Genomic DNA, 17739 nt, shown 5'->3' with positions numbered 1-17739 from the left:
GCCCACAGGTGTGCGTGAGAGTCCGGGTTTAGGCTCAGACACAGGTACGAAAGTGCCCTCACGCCACGTCGCAAACCTAAGGAACAACTGATGGAGCTCGGTCTCGTCGGCCTCGGCAAGATGGGCGGCAACATGCGCGAGCGGATCCGCCGCGCAGGCCACACCGTCATCGGATACGACCGCAACCCGGACCTCGCCGATGTCCACAGCCTGGAAGAGCTTGTGGGCAAGCTCAAGGGCCCGCGCGTGGTGTGGGTGATGGTTCCGGCCGGTGCCGCCACACAGTCCACGGTCGACGAGCTCGGCAAGCTCCTGGAGCCCGGCGACATCGTCGTGGACGGCGGGAACTCGCGCTGGACGGACGACGAGAAGCACGCCGAGGAGCTGGCCGCCAAGGGCATCGGATTCGTCGACTGCGGCGTCTCCGGCGGCGTCTGGGGCCTGGAGAACGGCTATGCGCTGATGTACGGCGGCGATGCCGAGAACATCGTGAAGGTGCAGCCGATCTTCGACGCCCTCAAGCCGGCGGGCGACTTCGGCGCGGTGCACGCCGGCAAGGTCGGCGCCGGCCACTTCTCCAAGATGGTCCACAACGGCATCGAGTACGCCATGATGCAGGCCTACGCCGAGGGCTGGGAGCTCCTGGAGAAGGTCCACTCCGTCACCGACGTACGCGAGGTCTTCCGCTCCTGGCAGCAGGGCACGGTCATCCGTTCCTGGCTGCTGGACCTGGCGGTGAACGCCCTGGACGAGGACGAGCACCTGGAGAAGCTGCGCGGTTACGCACAGGACTCCGGTGAGGGCCGTTGGACGGTGGAAGCCGCCATCGACCACGCGGTGCCGCTGCCCGCGATCACCGCTTCGCTGTTCGCGCGGTTCGCCTCGCGGCAGGAGGACTCGCCGCAGATGAAGATGGTCGCGGCGCTGCGCAACCAGTTCGGCGGCCACGCGGTCGAGACGAAGTGATCCACAGATCCACAGGCTGTGAGGCCGCGGATCCACAACCCTGGGGGAGGTCGGCGAACGACCATGCACGTCACGCATCTGTCGCTGGCCGACTTCCGCTCGTACACCCGGGTCGAGGTCCCGCTCGACCCGGGCGTCACCGCGTTCGTGGGCCCCAACGGACAGGGCAAGACGAACCTCGTCGAGGCGGTCGGCTATCTCGCGACCCTCGGCAGCCACCGCGTCTCCTCCGACGCGCCGCTGGTGCGCATGGGCGCCGACCGGGCGATCATCCGGGCCAATGTCCGCCAGGGCGAGCGCGATCAGCTGGTTGAGCTGGAGCTGAACCCCGGCAAGGCCAACCGCGCCCGCATCAACAGGTCCTCGCAGGTCAGACCTCGTGACGTCCTCGGCATCGTGCGGACCGTGCTGTTCGCGCCCGAGGACCTCGCACTGGTCAAGGGCGACCCGGGCGAGCGGCGCCGATTCCTCGACGAGTTGATCACCGCCCGCTTTCCGCGCATGGCGGGTGTCCGCTCCGACTACGAACGGGTCCTCAAGCAGCGCAACACCCTCCTCAAGACGGCCGCGATGGCCCGCCGGCACGGCGGCCGCACCATGGACCTCTCCACGCTCGACGTGTGGGACCAGCACCTCGCCCGGGTGGGCGCCGAGCTGCTCGCCCAGCGGCTCGACCTGGTCGCCGCCGTCCAGCCGCTGGCCGACAAGGCGTACGAGCAGCTGGCCCCCGGCGGCGGACCCGTCGCCCTGGAGTACAAGTCGTCCGCACCCGGCGAGGCACACATACGCGACGATCTGTACGAGCAGCTGATGGCGGCGCTCGCCGAGGTCCGCAAACAGGAGATCGAACGGGGCGTGACCCTGGTGGGACCCCATCGGGACGATTTGGTTCTCAAACTCGGTCAGCTGCCCGCCAAGGGATACGCGTCCCACGGCGAGTCCTGGTCGTACGCGCTGGCGCTGCGCCTGGCCTCGTACGACCTCCTGAGGGCCGAGGGCAACGAACCGGTGCTGGTCCTCGACGACGTCTTCGCCGAGCTGGACAGCCGTAGAAGAGAGCGCCTCGCGGAACTCGTCGCTCCCGGTGAGCAGGTTCTTGTGACGGCCGCGGTCGACGACGACGTACCGGGCGTACTGGCGGGGACGCGGTACGCGGTCTCCGAGGGCATGGTGGAGCGGGTATGACGGAGAACACACCCGGCGAATCGCCGGCCTCCGGGAAGACCCCCGGGAAGGCTCCGGAGACGGTCTCCAAGAAGACCCCCGAGCCCTCCGGCGTCGACCTCGCGCGCGTGGCGTTGCGCGCCGCGAAGGAGCAGGCACGCGCGCGCGGGGACGCGGCGCAGCAGAAGAAGCAGGCGCGGCGCGGCGGCGGCCTGCGCTCCGGTGCGCGCGCCGACAGGCGCGATCCGATGGCGCTCGGCGCCGCGATCAACCGGCTGCTCACCGAGCGCGGTTGGGAGACCCCGGCCGCGGTGGGCGGCGTGATGGGCCGCTGGCCGCAGATCGTCGGCGACGACCTGGCCAAACACTGTGTCCCGCTGCGGTACGACGACGATCCGGCCGAGCGGGTGCTGACCGTGCAGTGCGACTCGACCGCCTGGGCCACCCAGCTGCGGCTGCTCGCACCGCAGCTGGTCGCGCGGCTGAACCAGGATCTCGGGCACGGCACGGTCCGGCTGATCAAGGTGCAGGGCCCCGGGGGTCCCCCGCGTCGTTTCGGCCCCCTGCGCGCCCCCGGGAGCACGGGTCCCGGTGACACCTACGGGTGACCCCGGCCACATCGTGGGGGCCCTGCGCGGGAGCGCACGCGGTTGCGAACACCGACCTGACTCCGTAGTAGCCAAGGGTTGACACCCAGAAGCGCTGAGTGCCGCTGTAAGCCACTTTGAGCCCGGGTCCACATATGGGGAGTCGGGAGAGACCGGTTCAGGGCGGCACATGCGGACTCAGGTACCGGCAAACCCCCATCACTGTCGGCGCTACCGGTAGACTGGAAGCTAATCCCGCCCCGCTTGCGGGGACCGTCCGGGAAAAGCTGAGCAACGCTGATCAAGGCTTACCAACGCAACGTGCCGCAGCCGCTCCGGCAACCCGCCGACGAGCTTGGCTTGTGCTGTGCCAGAAAGGGCGCTTCGTGGCCGATTCCGGCAACCCCAACGAGAACATCCCGTCCACCGACGCCGGCGACAAAGCCGAGGCCACGACCTCGAACGGCGAGGTCACAGCCTCGTACGACGCCAGCGCCATCACCGTCCTCGAGGGTCTGGACGCGGTACGCAAGCGACCCGGTATGTACATCGGCTCGACCGGCGAGCGCGGACTGCACCACCTCGTGCAAGAGGTGGTCGACAACTCCGTCGACGAGGCGCTGGCCGGCCACGCGGACACGATCGACGTGACGATCCTCGCCGACGGCGGCGTGCGGGTCATCGACAACGGCCGTGGCATCCCTGTGGGCATCGTCCCCTCCGAAGGGAAGCCGGCCCTTGAGGTCGTGCTGACGGTCCTGCACGCGGGCGGTAAGTTCGGCGGCGGCGGCTACGCGGTCTCCGGTGGTCTGCACGGTGTCGGTGTCTCCGTCGTGAACGCCCTGTCGAGCAAGGTCTCCGTCGAGGTCAAGACCGACGGCTCCCGCTGGACGCAGGACTACAAGATGGGCGTCCCGACGGCCCCGCTCGCGCAGCACGAGGCCACGGACGAGACCGGCACCTCGGTCACCTTCTGGGCCGACCCCGACATCTTCGAGACCACCGAGTACTCCTTCGAGACGCTCTCGCGGCGCTTCCAGGAGATGGCGTTCCTCAACAAGGGTTTGACGATCAACCTCACTGATGAGCGCGAGCTGGCGAAGGCCACGGCCGGTGCGGACGAGGCGGGCGCGGACGAGAAGGACGAGGTCCGGTCCGTCACGTACCACTACGAGGGCGGCATCGTCGACTATGTGACGTACCTCAACTCCCGCAAGGGAGACGTGGTGCACCCCACCGTCATCGACCTCGAAGCCGAGGACAAGGACAAGAGCCTGTCCCTAGAGGTCGCGATGCAGTGGAACAGCGGCTACAGCGAGGGCGTGTACTCCTTCGCCAACATCATCCACACCCACGAGGGCGGTACGCACGAGGAGGGCTTCCGTGCGGCGCTGACCTCGCTGATCAACAAGTACGCGCGCGACAAGAAGCTGCTGCGCGAAAAGGACGACAACCTCACCGGTGACGACATCCGCGAGGGTCTGACCGCGATCATCTCGGTCAAGCTGAGCGAGCCCCAGTTCGAGGGGCAGACCAAGACCAAGCTGGGCAACACGGAGGCGAAGACCTTCGTCCAGAAGGCGGTCTACGAGCACCTCAACGACTGGCTGGACCGCAACCCGAACGAGGCCGCGGACATCGTCCGCAAGTCCATCCAGGCGGCCACCGCGCGCGTGGCGGCCCGCAAGGCCCGTGACCTCACCCGTCGCAAGGGCCTCCTGGAGACGGCGTCCCTGCCGGGCAAGCTCTCCGACTGCCAGTCGAACGACCCCGTCAAGTGCGAGATCTTCATCGTCGAGGGTGACTCCGCCGGCGGCTCGGCCAAGTCCGGCCGCAATCCGCAGTACCAGGCGATCCTCCCGATCCGAGGCAAGATCCTCAACGTCGAGAAGGCGCGGATCGACAAGATCCTGCAGAACCAGGAGATCCAGGCGCTGATCTCGGCCTTCGGCACCGGAGTCCACGAGGACTTCGACATCGCGAAGCTCCGCTATCACAAGATCATCCTGATGGCGGACGCCGATGTCGACGGCCAGCACATCAACACCCTGCTGCTGACGTTCCTGTTCCGCTTCATGCGGCCGCTGGTCGAGGCCGGACACGTGTTCCTCTCGCGTCCCCCGCTCTACAAGATCAAGTGGGGCCGGGACGACTTCGAGTACGCGTACTCGGACCGCGAGCGCGACGCGCTGATCGAGCTGGGCAAGCAGGCCGGCAAGCGCATCCGCGACGACTCGGTCCAGCGCTTCAAGGGCCTCGGCGAGATGAACGCCGAGGAGCTGCGCATCACGACCATGGACCAGGAGCACCGGGTCCTCGGCCAGGTCACGCTCGACGACGCCGCCCAGGCCGATGACCTGTTCTCGGTCCTGATGGGCGAAGACGTCGAGGCACGCCGCGCGTTCATCCAGCGCAATGCCAAGGACGTCCGCTTCCTCGACATCTGAGTCGGTCTCAGCTGACCGCAGCAGAAAGGATCTTCACCAGCAATGGCCGACGAGAACATTCCGAGCACGCCTGAAGAAGGCGGCGAGATCATCCTGCGCGTCGAGCCCGTCGGGCTCGAGACGGAGATGCAGCGCTCCTACCTCGACTACGCGATGTCCGTCATCGTGTCGCGCGCGCTGCCCGACGTCCGGGACGGCCTCAAGCCCGTCCACCGCCGCGTCCTGTACGCCATGTACGACGGCGGCTACCGGCCCGAGAAGGGCTTCTACAAGTGCGCCCGTGTCGTCGGCGACGTCATGGGCACCTACCACCCGCACGGCGACTCCTCGATCTACGACGCGCTGGTCCGCCTCGCGCAGCCGTGGTCGATGCGGATGCCGCTGGTGGACTCCAACGGCAACTTCGGCTCTCCGGGCAACGACCCTGCGGCCGCCATGCGCTACACCGAGTGCAAGATGGCGCCGCTGTCCATGGAGATGGTCCGTGACATCGACGAGGAGACCGTCGACTTCACGGACAACTACGACGGCCGCAACCAGGAGCCGACGGTTCTGCCGGCCCGGTTCCCGAACCTGCTGATCAACGGTTCGGCGGGCATCGCGGTCGGCATGGCCACCAACATCCCGCCGCACAACCTCCGTGAGGTCGCGGCCGGCGCCCAGTGGTACCTCGAGAACCCCGAGGCCAGCCACGAGGAGCTGCTCGACGCCCTGGTCGAGCGCATCAAGGGCCCCGATTTCCCGACCGGCGCCCTTGTAGTGGGCCGAAAGGGCATCGAGGAGGCGTACCGCACGGGCCGTGGCTCCATCACGATGCGCGCGGTCGTCGAGGTCGAGGAGATCCAGAACCGCCAGTGCCTGGTGGTCACCGAGCTCCCCTACCAGACCAACCCCGACAACCTCGCGCAGAAGATCGCCGACCTGGTCAAGGACGGCAAGGTCGGCGGCATCGCGGACGTCCGCGACGAGACGTCGTCCCGTACCGGCCAGCGGCTCGTGATCGTGCTCAAGAGGGACGCGGTCGCCAAGGTCGTCCTGAACAACCTCTACAAGCACACCGACCTGCAGTCGAACTTCGGCGCCAACATGCTGGCGCTGGTGGACGGCGTTCCGCGCACGCTGTCGCTCGACGCGTTCATCCGCCACTGGGTGACGCACCAGATCGAGGTCATCGTCCGTCGTACGCGTTTCAGGCTGCGCAAGGCCGAGGAGCGTGCGCACATCCTGCGTGGCCTCCTGAAGGCCCTGGACGCCATCGACGAGGTCATCGCGCTGATCCGGCGCAGTGACACCGTCGAGATCGCTCGTGAGGGCCTGATGGGCCTCCTGGAGATCGACGAGATCCAGGCGAACGCCATCCTCGAGATGCAGCTGCGCCGACTGGCCGCCCTGGAGCGTCAGAAGATCATCCAGGAGCACGACGAGCTCCAGGCGAAGATCACCGAGTACAACGCGATCCTCGCCTCGCCGGAGCGCCAGCGCACCATCATCAGCGAGGAACTCACGGCGATCGTCGACAAGTTCGGCGAGGACCGTCGCTCCAAGCTGGTGCCCTTCGACGGCGACATGTCCATCGAGGACCTGATCGCCGAAGAGGACATCGTCGTCACCATCACACGCGGTGGCTACATCAAGCGGACCAAGACCGAGGACTACCGCTCGCAGAAGCGGGGCGGCAAGGGCGTACGCGGCGCGAAGCTGAAGCAGGACGACATCGTCGACCACTTCTTCGTGTCGACCACGCACCACTGGCTGCTGTTCTTCACCAACAAGGGCCGCGTCTACCGCGCGAAGGCGTACGAGCTCCCGGACGCCGGGCGTGACGCGCGTGGCCAGCACGTCGCGAACCTGCTGGCCTTCCAGCCGGACGAGGCGATCGCCGAGATCCTCGCGATCCGCGACTACGAAGCGGCGCCCTATCTGGTCCTGGCCACCAAGGGCGGCCTTGTGAAGAAGACGCCTCTCAAGGATTACGATTCGCCCCGCGCGGGCGGCGTCATCGCCATCAATCTCCGTGAGACGGAGGACGGTTCCGACGACGAACTGATCGGAGCCGAACTGGTCTCGGCCGAGGACGATCTGCTTCTGATCAGCAAGAAGGCCCAGTCGATCCGGTTCACGGCAACGGACGACGCCTTGCGCCCCATGGGCCGTGCCACCTCGGGTGTCAAGGGAATGAGTTTCCGCGAGAGCGACGAGCTGCTCTCGATGAATGTTGTTCGACCCGGTACGTTCGTGTTCACTGCTACGGACGGTGGGTACGCGAAGCGAACCGCTGTCGACGAGTACCGCGTCCAGGGTCGCGGCGGCCTCGGCATCAAGGCCGCCAAGATCGTTGAGGACCGCGGATCCCTCGTCGGTGCGCTGGTGGTCGAGGAGACGGACGAGATCCTCGCCATCACTCTGTCCGGTGGTGTGATTCGTACGCGAGTCAACGAGGTCAGGGAGACAGGCCGTGACACCATGGGTGTCCAACTGATCAACCTGGGCAAGCGCGATGCCGTGGTCGGCATCGCTCGTAACGCCGAGGCCGGTCGCGAGGCGGTGGAAGTCGACGGTGCCGACGCCGAGGACGAGACCGCCGAGGGCATCGAGGCCGTCGGTACGGACGAGGGCGAGCAGTCCTCGCCCGAGTAGCGCGAGGAGTGAGGCATCGTGAGCGGAGCCACGGGCGCCGGATCGACCGGTACGGAAACGGACGGCGGCCGTGGCTCCGCCGCGGAGGCGACTGACTCCCATGACTCTCATGGATCCCAGGGGGGAACTGTGACGGACACCCGAGGCCCGCAGGCCCAGCAGTACGCGGCCGGAGCGGGCCCGGCGGCTCCGGGCGGCGTACCGGTGGCGACCGGTCCTGCCACGACCAAGGCCGCACACGGCGCGGCGTCCGCTTCGGCGTCCGCCGCACCCGGCGCGGCCGCTCCGACGAGCGCGGCGGGGGCCGCGCCGGCGGCCGGCTCCGCGCTGCCGGGAGAGCGGCAGCCGCAGCAGCCCGCGCAGCCGTACCACCCGCCGCAGGCCTACCCGGCGCAGACGCCGTCGGGTGCGGTGCGCCGGCCGCGGACCGGCGCGCGCACCACGCCCCGCACCCGCAAGGCGCGCCTGCGGGTGTCCAAGGCCGACCCTTGGTCGGTGATGAAGGTCAGCTTCCTGCTCTCCATCGCGCTCGGCATCTGCACGATCGTGGCGGCGGCGGTGCTGTGGATGGTCATGGACGCGATGGGCGTCTTCTCGACGGTCGGCGGCACGATCTCCGAGGCAACGGGTTCGAACGAGTCGAACGGCTTCGACCTGCAGTCGTTCCTCTCCCTGCCGCATGTCCTGATGTTCACGTCGATCATCGCGGTCATCGACGTCGTGCTCGCCACGGCGCTCGCGACGCTCGGCGCGTTCATCTACAACCTCTCCGCGGGCTTCGTCGGCGGCATTGAGCTGACCCTCGCCGAGGACGAGTAGCAGCAGCTCGTCGGCCCTGGCCGGGAGGCCCGCGATACCGATTTTGGGACTGGCCGCGTCGTGCGCTAATCTTCAGAGGTCAGCGCGCGGGACACACACCGCAAAGCGCGGCGGGGCTATAGCTCAGTTGGTTAGAGCGCATCCCTGATAAGGATGAGGCCACAGGTTCAAATCCTGTTAGCCCCACCAGTACGAAGACCCCCAACCGATCTCGGTTGGGGGTCTTCGTCATCTACGGCCCTACGGTCGACATCAATAGCCGTCGTCCTGCGTCAAGAGAATTGCACTGCGCCGCTCTGTTCCAGCTGTTCCGGGGTGGATTCGAAACTCTCCTATGAGCAAGCGGAGTTCGGGCCGCTTATGTGCTCGTGCCGGGCCATGCCGGACCGGGGCTTATACGCCGAGGCCGGGTCCGGGCCATGGAACGGGCTTGCCCTGACAGCGGCGGGGCGCACCCGGGCACTCCGGCGAGAGACGAGTACGCCCCTGAACGTCCTGGTAGGGGTGCACTTCCTGGCCGGCTCGGGCCTGAACTCGGGCCCGAGCCGGAGAGAAGGGCCGGTCAGCCTGATTCCGGCCCGAGACGAGCACCCGCAGTGAGGGTGTTTCTGACGTGGCGAAGGCCCGGCAGCTCTTTCGAGGTGCCGGGCCTTGGTTCTGGGTGTGGCGGTGTACGCAAGTTCGCCGCTACATCAGCTACGTCAGGAGGGGATGGGGTGGTGGCGCGCCGGTCAGCGCCGCAGGGGAGTGGAGGCGGGCTGGAGGGGTGTCTGGAGCTTGGCGAGGACTTCGGGGGCGCAGAGGGCCGCGGGGGCGGCCGCGTCGGCATTGGTGACGTCGGTGGTGGCGACGGCGGTGGCATCGGTCGGCGGGCGGTGGCGGCAGCTCGGTGAGGAGCCGTGGGCCTCGGCGCGGATGCGTTGTTTCATCGTGGGGGGCAGGGCCCGGCTGTAGGGACCGGTCCAAGGGGCGATCGTCGGCGCTGTCGCGGAGGTCGCGCTGTTGGGCGTGCTCTCGTCCTGCGGTACGGCCGCGGCGGCGGCGGTGGTCGTGATGAATCCGAGCGCCGTGCACAGCGTCAGGAAGGCGGTGACGATGGCGGTCCACAGCTTCATGACCTTGTTCTGGGTCATGGCCCCTCACTTTCGGGTCAGGCGATTTGCGTACTTTCCTCATGATGTGTATGCAGGTCGCGAAGTGGTGGACCGACGCCCGTGGCGCGTCGATGTTCAGATCAACACCACCCGGATGGGCGCAAGAGGTCAGGAAAGTGCCTGAAAGGCGCGAGGGTGCGAGGAAAGTCACTGTGTGCTAGGCGCGATCACGCTGCGACACGACAGTGATTCGGAGTGATCGGGCCCGCGCCTACTGCTCTCCGCCGGGCGGGAGTTGGGGGTCGATGCAGGTCACCGATCGATATCGGTCGGTGTGTATAGTCGGGCGCCAGAGGTCCCCTACGTCAACGAAAGACGAGGTCGCGCGGTGAAGAAGCTTCTCCTGGTCGCACTGGCCGCCATCGGCGGGCTCCTCGTGTACCGCCAGATCCAGGCGGATCGCGCCGAGCAGGATCTGTGGACGGAGGCGACTGACTCCGTGCCCACGGGTTCGTGAGTATCGACAACAGTCTCAGAACAGACCCCGGCCGCCCTCGCGGTCGGGGTTTTGCGTTGCCCGGGGCAATCTTGGAATTCCCCTTAGTGAATAGATTAATTGCGTAAGCAAATCTGTCGGCCCCCTGGACGGGCCCTTTCGGCCGCTTGTACGGATAGCACGGGTGGCCCCGTGGCAGGCGGGGCAGGATGGGCCACGATCCAGGGCTAGGACGAGGGGTGGCGCGTGATGGGGCGGCGCACGGCGAGATGGCGCGCGACGTCATGGCACGGCCGGGCACCGGTGCCTCTGGCGGGGGCGCTGGCAGCGGTGCTGGCAGCGGTCGTGTGCGCGACGGTGGCGCTGCCGGGGCGGTCGGCCGCGGCAGCCGGGACGGCAGCATCGGCTGGGACGGCAGCATCGGCTGGGACGGCTGCGTCAGCCGATACGGCCGCGGCAGCCGAGGACGGTTCGCCGAAGCCGTACCCGTACTCCTTCGCCGAGGGCGACAAGGCGGTCGAAGGCGCCACGGACACCACGAACGCCGTACGACTGGAGCCCGGCGGGACGTACCGGAGTTCCCTCGGCAAGGACGCCAAGCTCTACTACCGGCTCGAACTCGACGCCACGTCCCACGCGTACGTCTCCGCCACCGCCATCCCCAGGCCGGGCACCACGGTCTCCTACGCGGACGGCGTCAGTGTCTCCGTGCAGGACGGCGACAGCCGTCGCTGCTCCTCCTCCGCGGCCGCTCACTTCGGCGGCTCCCAGAGCCCGCGCCCCATCGCCTCCTGGGCGTCGCGCGAGATAGGCCCCGACAAATACGCCTGCCAGGCGGCAGGGACGTACTACGTGGTCGTCGAGCGCAGCGGCGCGTCGGGCTCCTCGGCCGCCGCGTCCTCCTCCCCCGACGACTGGGATCTCGAACTGAGCTTTGTGTCGGAACCGCGGCTGCAGCAGGCGGGCTCGACGAGTGCTCCCGAGGTCTGGAACTCCGCCTCGCCCGAGGCCCTCCTGGGGGACGCGCGGCCGAGCAAGGGCGGAACGGGGTTCGCGACGGCCGGCGCTCTTGGGCAGGGAGTCTGGAAGGACGGGATCGGCCCCGGCCAGACGCTCTTCTACAAGGTTCCGGTCGACTGGGGACAGCAGTTCTACGCCACCGCGGAACTCGGCAGTTCGACCGGCGGCGACGGATTCGTGGGTACGGCCCTGGTCATGTCCCTCTACAACCCGGTGCGCGGATTCGTCGACGACGTGGGCTCCGGATACGACGGCAGCCAGCGCTCGGCCGCGCTGAATCCCCTGCCACCCGTCGAGTACGACAACCGCTACGCCCTCTCCGACCGGATCAGCGGCATGCGGTTCGCGGGGTCGTACTACCTCGTGGTCCATCTCGCCGCTCAGGTCGCCGAACGGTTCGGCGACGGGCCGTTCGGGCTGACGCTGCGCGTACGGGTGGACGGCGCCGCGCAGGCCGGCCCGGCGTACGCGGGGCGGTCCGTACCCCGGGACGTGTTCGACGCCGCGGCGGGTGGCTCCGAGGAGACGTCCGGCGCGACCGCGGGGAGCGCCGGCGGCCGTGACGCGGCGGGTACCGAGGGTGGCCGGAGCGGCGCCGACACCCCCATGAAACTGGTTGCCGCGGGCGGAATCGGTACCGGAACCGCCCTGCTGCTGGCCCTTGGGCTCTGGACGATCATTGCGCGGCGGCGGGCGGGGGTGACGCCGGAGGAAGCGGATACGACCACGACCAGGGCCGCGGCTCCCGCCCCGGCTGCCGCTCCCTGGGACCGAGGGGCGCCGCGGGGCCGGTAGGCCGGTCGAAGCGGTGGGCGGGGGTTCGGTTCCTTCAGATCTGGGTCAGCGCCCAGAAGCCCACCGCGAAACAGGCCAGCGCGAGAAGCAGGACCGGGACGGCCACCTTCGCGGGAGGCCCGGGACGGGGCTGTGCGCGCCCGGCGCGGTGGTCCGGAATGGCCCGTGGCTGATGCGGAACCTGCGTTGGTGTGGGGTCGAAAGGTGGAGCGTGGGCGGGCGTTGGAGCCGGCAGGGCGACCGCGGTGGGGGGAGTGGGCGGCTGCGCGGGCGGAAGCTGCGAGTGGTGTGGGACAGGGTTCTGCTGAGTCTCGTGCCACGCCTCTTGTGGCTGCGGCTGTGGCCAGTGCTGTGGTGGGGATTGTGGCTGGGGCTGTGCGTGGGGGATGGGCGCTTGGGGCGGTGGCAGGTGGAAGCTGCCGGTGTCCGACATCGTGGACGGCTGTGGTGGTACGGCGTCGGGGGTGGGGCGCGGTGGTACGCCGCCGGGGGCGGGCGTGTGCTGTACGTCGGCGGGGACGGGGGTGGGATCCGGTCGTACGCCACCCGAGCGGGGATCCTGTCGTACGCCTCCGGAGTCGGGGTCCGACCATGCGCCCCCGGAGACGGGCTGCTGAGACGGCACCCCGCTTTCGTGAAGCCACGGTCCCGATCCGCGATGCCATTGCCCGGAGCCGGAGCTGCGCCCGCTCTCAGGCCCGACTTCGGATCCAGCGCCAGGCTCAGCGCCAGGCCCAGCGCCAGAACCAAACCCGGTCCCACGGGCCGCGACGGACTCCGACAACGAAGTCGTTCTCCGGAGGCCGAGTTGGGGTGCCGCGTGACGCGGGTGTGAGGGGGGAGCGTCGCCCCGCCCGGTCTCGGGGCTCGGCCCCGACCCGTCGACGGGAGCGAGGGGGGCACTGGCGGGCATCTCCGACGAGCCGTCCGCCCCCGCTTCCTGGAGGCCGGGCGGACCCCCTCCCGGCGGCCGGCCGAGTGGGTCGAGCGGGCCCTCCGGGCCGAACCCGGCCGGGAGCGGGCCGAGTTGGTCGAAGACTTCGACCAACTCGTCGTCGGGGCCCGGCTCGGGCAGCAGTTCGGCGGCCGCGGCCAGCGCCTTGCGGGCCCCGGTCGCGGTGCGGAACCGCGCCTGCGGGTCCGGCTGCAGAAGCGTGGCCACGACCTGCCACAGCGGTTCGGGTATGCCCTGGGGCGCGGGGGGCGTGCCGTTCTCCGCGAAGTACTCGATCAGGGCTTTGGCATCGGGTTTGGCCCCCTCCAGCAGATAGAGGGCGACCAGACCCACGGCGAAGAGGTCGGCGGGGAAGTCGGGTTCGGCGCCCATCATCTGCTCGGGCGCGAAGTATCCGGGCGTCCCCACCACGTAGTTGGTCTCGGTCAGCCGCGGTTCGCCCAGTCGCATCGCGATGCCGAAGTCGGACAGCCGGAGCCGGGGACGGGCGGTGCCCGTCGCCTCCAGCAGTACGTTGGCGGGCTTGATGTCGCGGTGCACGACCCCCTCCGCGTGCACCGCGCCCACCCCCGCCAGGAGCTGGTCGAGCAGGGTGCAGACGAAGGGAGGAGGCAGCGGACCGTAGTCATTGACCAGGTGGACCAGCGAGCCCCCGGCGACCAGGTCCATGGTGAACAGGACCTTGTCGTCGTCGGCGGCCCAGCTGGCGGGCGCGAGCACATGCGGGTGATCGATCCGCAGGGCCTGCTCCCGTACGAAGCGCAGCAGGGCGTGTGCGTCGCTCTGCTGCAGTACCTTCGCGGCCACATACCGGCGCCGCCGCCGGTCCCAGGCGCGCCAGACCGCACCGACTCCCCCACGGCCGATCGGGTCGAGCAGTTCGTACCGTCCGGCGAAGACCTCACCCATCGTCGTGCGTCGCTCCCCTTCGGCGGTCGGTCCGGCCGGGCGCGCGGTGGCCGGGCCCTGGGCTCAGCTCTGGTGCGACTGGTAGTGCGCGACCGCGTCGGAGGTGCGGCCGGCGCCGTACACCCGGAGGAACTCTGCCAGTTCCGGGTGGGTCGGGGCGAGGGTGTCGGCGGCGTCGATGATGTCTCCGGCGGCCGCCACGGAGCGCAGCAGCGACTGGATCTCGCGGACCACCCGCTTGACCGTGGGCGCACCCGAACTGCTCGTCGTCTGCGTGGTGTTGCTGAGCACGGAGCCCCCCTGTGACTTCTTGATCTCGTCCATGCGCTCCGTGGCCTCTGCGGCGCTGACGCTGCCGTCCGCGACCTGCCCCGCCAGGTCTTGCAGCAGCTGCACTCGCTGGACCACCGCTGGGTTGCCGATCTTGGCGCGCTGGCCGCTCATCAGCTGCGACAACATGGGCGCGGACAGGCCCAGTACCCCGGCAAGACGCGCCTGGTTGAGGCCCAGATCGTCTATGAGCCTACGGAAGAGCGCCCCCAATGGCTCTCCGTACCAGTTCCGCTGTAGCTCCTGGGCTCTTGCGGTTGCTTCTTGCTGTGCGGCGTCCATTGCGTCTCCCCATCGCTTCCCCAAATGCGGTGGTTCGCTGTAGCGAACCACGTCGAGCATCTTACGGAGAGTGGTCGCCCACGGGGACCCCCAATCTTTTTGCGAGAACCCGGGGGTGACCCGGTACTCTGGTCTGCGAAGCCCGCCGGTTCCGGTCGGACGCTTCCCTTCCGGGGCCTTAGCTCAGTTGGTAGAGCGCTGTCTTTGCATGGCAGATGTCAGGGGTTCGACTCCCCTAGGCTCCACTCATTGAATGCCCCCTGAACTGCGGAAACGCAGTTCAGGGGGCATTTTTGGCGACCTGCGGACCCCGGCCGGTTCCACGTGAAACATGTGAAACATCGCCGTGGGGCGGGAGACTCTCAAGTCTCCCGCCCCACGGCGATGTTGATGCCCTGACGCAGGGCTCAGCGGCGGTCGTCGCGCTTCGCTGCTTCCTCCTCGGCCTGCTTGGCCTCGACCTCGGGGTCCAGATCGGACCGGTCGCTGCCGTCGACCGAGGACAGACGGCCCGTCTCGGACACTTCTGTCGCGGCGGGCGGTTCGACCAGCCAGTCGGGGTTGGCCTGCTTGTCCCACCACTTCCAGGCGGCGAAGGCGCCGCCCGCGAGGACTCCCAGAACGGCCAGTCCCTTGGCGAGACGGCCGGCCTTCGCCCGCCGCTGCTGCTTGCGGACCAGCTTCCGGATCTCCTTGGGCGAGACCTGCCCGCGCAGCGCGGCGAGCGCCGCCACACCACGCGACGCGGCCTCCTCCCGTACGGGCTGAGCCGCGGCCACTACCTGCTCGATCCTCGGTTTGGTGTAGTCGGCGGCCTGCAGAGCCGCCTGGCGGGTACGGACGGCGGCCGTGTGGGCGGCGTGGTCCACCTTCGGCGGCACATGCGTACGGGCCTGCTCAAGGCGCGGCGCGAGATGGGCGCAGTACTGGACGCGGGCCTGTTCGGCGGCCAGCGACACCTTGGGCGCGAGCCGTACGCGTGCCTCGTTCGCGTAGTACGAGGCCCGGTCCTTGGCCGTGTCGGCGTAAGGCGCCACCACTTCCGCGGCGTGCAGCACGCTGTCTTTCGCCGAGCCGGTCGCGGCGCGCACGCTGTCAATGCGGGTCACGGGTTTTCCTCCTCCTCGGTGGCGTATGTGGGCGTTCGGGTACCCCAAAAAGGCACAGTTCACCTTTCCACCCTGTTCGAAATCATGCCCCTCGTGGGACCGCGAGGCATGCGAGATAGGGCATACGGGGCAACGGGAGCTTGTCGCCGACAATGCCACGGATCGATGCTTCGCGCCCTGTGCACGGAAGGACTGAAACGGATTTCTGCAAGGGCGACGCCCGGATGTTCGCTCAGAGGTGGTGGTCGGGCGACGTGCGGCCCGGTCCGTGCGAGGATCGGGGAGTCAAAGAAGGCAACGGAAGGCAGATCGTGGCTGAGCAGCTTTACGCCACCCTGAAGACCAACCAAGGCGACATCGATGTCCGGCTTCTGCCGAACCACGCGCCCAAGACGGTCCGGAACTTCGTCGAGCTCGCCCAGGGCGAGCGTGAGTGGACCAACCCGACCACCGGTGAGAAGTCCACGGACAAGCTCTACGACGGCACGGTCTTCCACCGGGTGATCAGCGGATTCATGATCCAGGGCGGTGACCCGCTGGGCAACGGCACCGGTGGCCCCGGCTACCAGTTCGAGGACGAGTTCCACCCGGAGCTCGCCTTCGACAAGCCGTACCTGCTGGCCATGGCCAACGCCGGTCCGAGCACCAACGGCTCGCAGTTCTTCATCACCGTCTCCCCGACGGCCTGGCTGACCCGCAAGCACACCATCTTCGGCGAGGTCTCCGACGCGGCCAGCCAGAAGGTCGTGGACGCCATCGCGGGCACCCAGACCAACCCGCGTACCGACCGCCCGGTCAACGACGTTGTCATCGAGTCGGTCGTCGTCGAGACCCGCGAGGGCTGAGTCCGAGCCGCGAGGGCTGGGACCGAGCCGCGAGGGCTGGGACCGCAGGACTCGCACTGTCGGATCCTGAGACTTCCGCAGGGAACCAAACGCCCCGCTCATCCGTAAGGATGGGCGGGGCGGTGCATTGCGTACGACCGAATGAGGGGACCCCATGGACCAGGCGCCAGGCAGCCCACAGGGCCCACAGGACCAGGGACCGAAGGATGCCCAGGCCCTGCCCACCTGTTATCGCCACCCGGATCGCGAGACCGGCGTGCGCTGCACTCGTTGCGAGCGCCCCATCTGCCCCGAGTGCATGATCAGCGCCTCCGTGGGCTTCCAGTGCCCCGAGTGCGTCCGCGGCGGCTCCGGTACGGGGCATGCGCCGACGGCCTCCCAGCCCCGCACGCTCGCGGGCGGCACCGTCACCGCGGACCCCCGGCTCCTCACCAAGGTCCTGATCGGGATCAACCTCGCGGTCTTCCTGGTCAAGATGTCGGTGGGGGACCGCTTCACCGACCGCTTCGACTTCATCGGCCACGCGTACGTTCCGCTGCTCGGCTCGGTCCAGGGCGTCGCGGACGGACAGTGGTACCGGCTGCTGACAGCGATGTTCCTGCACGGCAGCTATGTCCACATCCTGTTCAACATGCTCAGCCTGTGGTGGATCGGCGGACCTCTGGAAGCGGCTCTCGGCCGCGCCCGCTATCTCGCTCTGTACTTCGTCTCGGGGCTCGCGGGCAGTGCCCTCACCTATCTCCTCGCCGCCCCGAACCACCCTTCACTGGGCGCCTCCGGCGCGATCTTCGGCCTCTTCGGCGCGACCGCCGTCCTCATGCGTCGGCTCAACTACGACATGCGCCCGGTCATCGCCCTGCTGGTGATCAACCTGATCTTCACCTTCGAGTGGCCCAACATCGCTTGGCAGGCCCATATCGGTGGCCTCGTCGGCGGTGTCGTCGTCGGCTACGCGATGGTTCACGCCCCGCGGGAGCGGCGGGCGCTGATCCAGTACGGGGTGTGTGCCGTGGTCCTGGCCGCGGTGGTTGTCACGACGCTGGTCAGGACGGCTCAGCTCACTTGAGGAGCCCCTCGGCTCACCTGTGGACCGGCTCGGCTCACCCGACGAACAGGTGTTGTCCACAGATCGTGGTGGATCTTGTGCACGCTGTGTGGGAACAGCTGTGCCCCCTGTCACTGACCCGAGTTTTCGCAGGTCGGACAGGGGGCGAACAGGTTTGCGGATCGCGGTAGGCCAGTCACACCGGCGTCAACCCTGGATGGGTTATCCACAGATCGTCG

General features: G+C 68.6%; 14 protein-coding genes and 2 tRNA genes. 12 read left to right on the top strand and 4 right to left on the bottom strand.

From position 1 onward, the window contains the following. Positions 1 to 90: 90 nt before the first annotated feature. From gnd to RV986_RS26340, 7 genes are all read left to right on the top strand, one after another. On the top strand, positions 91 to 966 hold the full coding sequence (gene gnd / locus RV986_RS26370) for a phosphogluconate dehydrogenase (NAD(+)-dependent, decarboxylating) (RefSeq protein ID WP_475919767.1): 876 nt from the start codon (positions 91 to 93) through the stop codon (positions 964 to 966). A 63-nt stretch (positions 967 to 1029) separates the two neighbouring features. Continuing rightward, entirely contained in the window at positions 1030 to 2151 is a 1122-nt protein-coding gene (recF, locus tag RV986_RS26365; RefSeq protein ID WP_475919766.1) for a DNA replication/repair protein RecF, read from the top strand. Next, positions 2148 to 2738 (top strand): DciA family protein, encoded by a 591-nt coding sequence (locus RV986_RS26360; protein ID WP_475919765.1) that lies wholly within the window; start codon positions 2148 to 2150, stop codon positions 2736 to 2738. Before recF ends, RV986_RS26360 begins: the two co-directional genes overlap by 4 nt. A gap of 365 nt (positions 2739 to 3103) precedes the next feature. Then, positions 3104 to 5164: a DNA topoisomerase (ATP-hydrolyzing) subunit B gene (gene gyrB, locus RV986_RS26355; protein WP_475919764.1), complete on the top strand. Its 2061-nt coding sequence runs from the start codon at positions 3104 to 3106 to the stop codon at positions 5162 to 5164. A gap of 42 nt (positions 5165 to 5206) precedes the next feature. Continuing rightward, positions 5207 to 7801, top strand: coding sequence for a DNA gyrase subunit A (gene gyrA, locus RV986_RS26350; protein WP_475919763.1), 2595 nt, complete (start codon positions 5207 to 5209; stop codon positions 7799 to 7801). 18 nt (positions 7802 to 7819) lie between these two features. After that, positions 7820 to 8620 (top strand): DUF3566 domain-containing protein, encoded by an 801-nt coding sequence (locus RV986_RS26345; RefSeq protein ID WP_475919762.1) that lies wholly within the window; start codon positions 7820 to 7822, stop codon positions 8618 to 8620. A gap of 112 nt (positions 8621 to 8732) precedes the next feature. Next, positions 8733 to 8809 (top strand) — tRNA-Ile (locus RV986_RS26340). A 542-nt stretch (positions 8810 to 9351) separates the two neighbouring features. On the opposite strand, the gene RV986_RS26335 is transcribed toward RV986_RS26340, so the two are convergent. Beyond that, positions 9352 to 9753, bottom strand: a complete 402-nt coding sequence (locus tag RV986_RS26335) for a DUF6344 domain-containing protein (RefSeq protein ID WP_475919761.1) — start codon at positions 9751 to 9753, stop codon at positions 9352 to 9354. 349 nt (positions 9754 to 10102) lie between these two features. Between RV986_RS26335 and RV986_RS26330 the strand changes: the two genes are divergently transcribed. Together RV986_RS26330 and RV986_RS26325 are read left to right on the top strand one after the other, a co-directional pair. Then, positions 10103 to 10231, top strand: a complete 129-nt coding sequence (locus RV986_RS26330) for a DLW-39 family protein (RefSeq protein WP_003999697.1) — start codon at positions 10103 to 10105, stop codon at positions 10229 to 10231. Positions 10232 to 10459: 228 nt separating this feature from the next. Next, positions 10460 to 12025, top strand: coding sequence for a hypothetical protein (locus RV986_RS26325; RefSeq protein ID WP_475919760.1), 1566 nt, complete (start codon positions 10460 to 10462; stop codon positions 12023 to 12025). A gap of 34 nt (positions 12026 to 12059) precedes the next feature. On the opposite strand, the gene RV986_RS26320 is transcribed toward RV986_RS26325, so the two are convergent. Both RV986_RS26320 and RV986_RS26315 read right to left on the bottom strand, forming a co-directional pair. Beyond that, on the bottom strand, positions 12060 to 13889 hold the full coding sequence (locus RV986_RS26320) for a serine/threonine-protein kinase (RefSeq protein WP_475919759.1): 1830 nt from the start codon (positions 13887 to 13889) through the stop codon (positions 12060 to 12062). 63 nt (positions 13890 to 13952) lie between these two features. Continuing rightward, a complete protein-coding gene (locus tag RV986_RS26315) occupies positions 13953 to 14501 on the bottom strand; it encodes a helix-turn-helix domain-containing protein (protein WP_475919758.1) in 549 nt (182 codons plus the stop codon). 172 nt (positions 14502 to 14673) lie between these two features. On the opposite strand from RV986_RS26315, the gene RV986_RS26310 reads away from it, so the two are divergent. Beyond that, positions 14674 to 14746 (top strand) — tRNA-Ala (locus tag RV986_RS26310). Between the two features lie 162 nt (positions 14747 to 14908). Here RV986_RS26310 and RV986_RS26305 read toward each other — a convergent pair. Next, the gene (locus RV986_RS26305; RefSeq protein ID WP_475919757.1) at positions 14909 to 15610 is read right to left on the bottom strand and encodes a DUF5324 family protein; all 702 of its coding nucleotides are present in this window, start codon (positions 15608 to 15610) and stop codon (positions 14909 to 14911) included. 311 nt (positions 15611 to 15921) lie between these two features. Between RV986_RS26305 and RV986_RS26300 the strand changes: the two genes are divergently transcribed. Both RV986_RS26300 and RV986_RS26295 read left to right on the top strand, forming a co-directional pair. Beyond that, a complete protein-coding gene (locus tag RV986_RS26300) occupies positions 15922 to 16455 on the top strand; it encodes a peptidylprolyl isomerase (RefSeq protein ID WP_475919756.1) in 534 nt (177 codons plus the stop codon). A 154-nt stretch (positions 16456 to 16609) separates the two neighbouring features. Continuing rightward, positions 16610 to 17521 (top strand): rhomboid family intramembrane serine protease, encoded by a 912-nt coding sequence (locus RV986_RS26295; RefSeq protein WP_475919755.1) that lies wholly within the window; start codon positions 16610 to 16612, stop codon positions 17519 to 17521. Positions 17522 to 17739 lie beyond the last annotated feature (218 nt).

This window comes from Streptomyces sp. RLA012 (genome assembly GCF_056270325.1).
The sequence above is the reverse complement of the archived record's forward strand: the minus strand, read 5'-3'. Positions and strand labels throughout refer to the sequence as shown.